Raw genomic sequence first — 2,231 nt, forward strand, 5'->3', positions numbered from 1 at the left:
TACCAAGAGGTCCTGGTTGTTCAGGTCAATTCACGGATTCCCACCCGCCCGCAACGATCAGTTTGTTCACGGGCTCTCAGAGGTGGGCCACTCCTCAAGTACCGGGTCGGGGGGGTACTGAGTGGTCCGGAAACGAGACCGCAGAGCGGGGATAGCGCGATCAGCGGCGCTGCCGTCGGCGAGGTACCAGGTCGAGCCCTCCCGGCCGTGGCCGACCCGCAGCCGGCGCAGCCAGCCGCGCGGCTTGAGGACGGTCTCGTAGACGACCCGCAGCGTCGTGCGGGAGATGCCCGCTTCCTCCGCCGTTTGCCGCTCGCTGGCGTGATGCAGTAGGCCGCCCGCGATCTCCGCGAAGTTCAGATGCGCCCGCAGTACCCGCAAGGCGGTCCGGCCCCGCTCCCCGCGCCAGGGCGTGGTCTCGATCCGGTCCCGCAGTGCGGCGAGAACCTCGTACGCGTGCGGGCGCGACTCCAGGACTCTCGTGCTGCTGACCGCGGCCGAGGCGCTGGCCCAGACCCGGCGGATGTAGTCCAGGGCGCGTGCCTGACCGGAGCGCAGCGCGATGTGCCGGGCGTGCCGTCCGCCCTCGTGGTCGGGGTGGAGCAGTAGTCGGGTCAGCTCGTCGACGGTGCCGCCGGCGCGGGCGACGTGGCAGGCGATGGCCGCCGTGATCCGGTGCCCGTGCTCGGCCGCGCCCTGACGGTCCGCACGCAGGACCACGGTCCGGCCGTCGGGGGAGAGCTTGCTGTAACTGCCCGCCGCGTAGCGGCCGGTGAGGTCTCCGAGAAGAATGAGATCGGCTGCAGCTGGAGGCAGATAGTGAAGGCCCAGTCGCTCGCCTGGGTGAAATGGCCGTCGGGGAGAACCTGTCTGGTGGGTGCTGTGTGGCACTGTGGAGCCGTCCCGCAAGGACAGAGACGCCACCGAGGCCCGCTAAAACCACGGGTGGTGTCCGGTACCGACCTCCAATCGGTGCCAGCGATGCCTCCAGGATGGCCATCCTGGAGGCATTCGTATGCCTGGCTCCGGTGCTGGAGGCAGGCGTCCCCATCGCGGCTCGACCGAGGTCGATTCCGAGTGCTGTCAGCGGGTTCACGGCCTGATCAACGCCGTCTGACCTGGGCCGACTCGGACCAAACCAGAGGGCGATTGCCTCTGGCTGACTCCGAGCAGCTCGGTTCGAATCGGGGTCGAATCAGAGCGGTTTCCTCTGACTGCCTCCGGTCGCCTCTGCAACCCGACCTAGCAGGTCACAGCCGATCCGAACCACGAAGCCGCAGGTCAGAATGGTGCTCCAGGAATACCCGGCGTAGCATCCGAGTATCGTTCCCATCCGGAATAAGCCCAGGTCAGAGCACATTCGGCAAGGTGAAGATGGCACGCCGGGTCGAATCCGGGTCGAATTCCGTCGTGTGGGTGCGGACCGGTCTTCGCCGCCTGTCGTGCCAATCGACGAAAACGCTGTGACCAGCGGAAATGCTTCCGGAGGCCGGACCTCTCGGACGATATAGAAATATCGTCCGAGAGGTCCGGCCTGATCAAATGCGGATGATCTGGACATCGGTGCGGCTCTGTCAGACCTCGCTCGTATCCTCACGCCGTGATCGCATCTCAAGGTTCAGGCACGTCCGGGAGTGACGCAGCAGTACTCGCCGCTTGGCCACCTCAGCCGACGACGCTCGATGCGGGGAGCGGTGGGCGCGAGGACCGGTTACGGATGCTTCGGCTGATGCGGTCCGTCTGGGACGACTTCAACGGGGCCCGCCGTGAACTGATCAAGAAGGAACTCGCAGCCGCCCGGGCCCGGCAGGCCGAAGTCACCGCTTACTGGAATCGGCACAGAGCCACGGTCAAGAACCGATGGGGCAGTCGTACCAGTGGCCGTGGGGAAACCACCGTCGCGGACATCTCGGAGGTCGCGGCGCAGTGGCACCGAGACAACGTCATCCTCTCTGCGAACGTCTCGGCAATGGAACAGAAGAGTGGCGAGGTCAGTCCCTACCTGTGGCAATGCCCCTTGGGCTTCGGTCATAAGCCGTGGCCAGCCTGGCCTAAGGACCGCATTCAGAAGGGTGCGGGGTGTCCCGAGTGCCGACGCTTGATCCGGCTCGCGGACCTTCCGACGCTGGCTGCTCAGTACCGTGGACAGACGCCGGGGGAGTGTCTAATCAACGGCGGATCTGATGATCAAGGAGACGCCAGAGATGACCGACACCGTCGTTGAGCAGGAG

At 66.0% G+C, this 2,231-nt stretch carries 1 protein-coding gene; it reads right to left on the reverse strand.

What is annotated here, in order from left to right; all coding sequences use genetic code 11:
• Positions 1-66 precede the first annotated feature (66 nt).
• The gene (locus RMT89_RS39995) at positions 67-720 is read right to left on the reverse strand and encodes a hypothetical protein (protein ID WP_315888664.1); all 654 of its coding nucleotides are present in this window, start codon (positions 718-720) and stop codon (positions 67-69) included.
• Between the last annotated feature and the right edge of the window lie 1,511 nt (positions 721-2,231).

The sequence above is a fragment of the Streptomyces sp. P17 genome, from assembly GCF_032436805.1.
GTDB lineage: Bacteria > Actinomycetota > Actinomycetes > Streptomycetales > Streptomycetaceae > Streptomyces.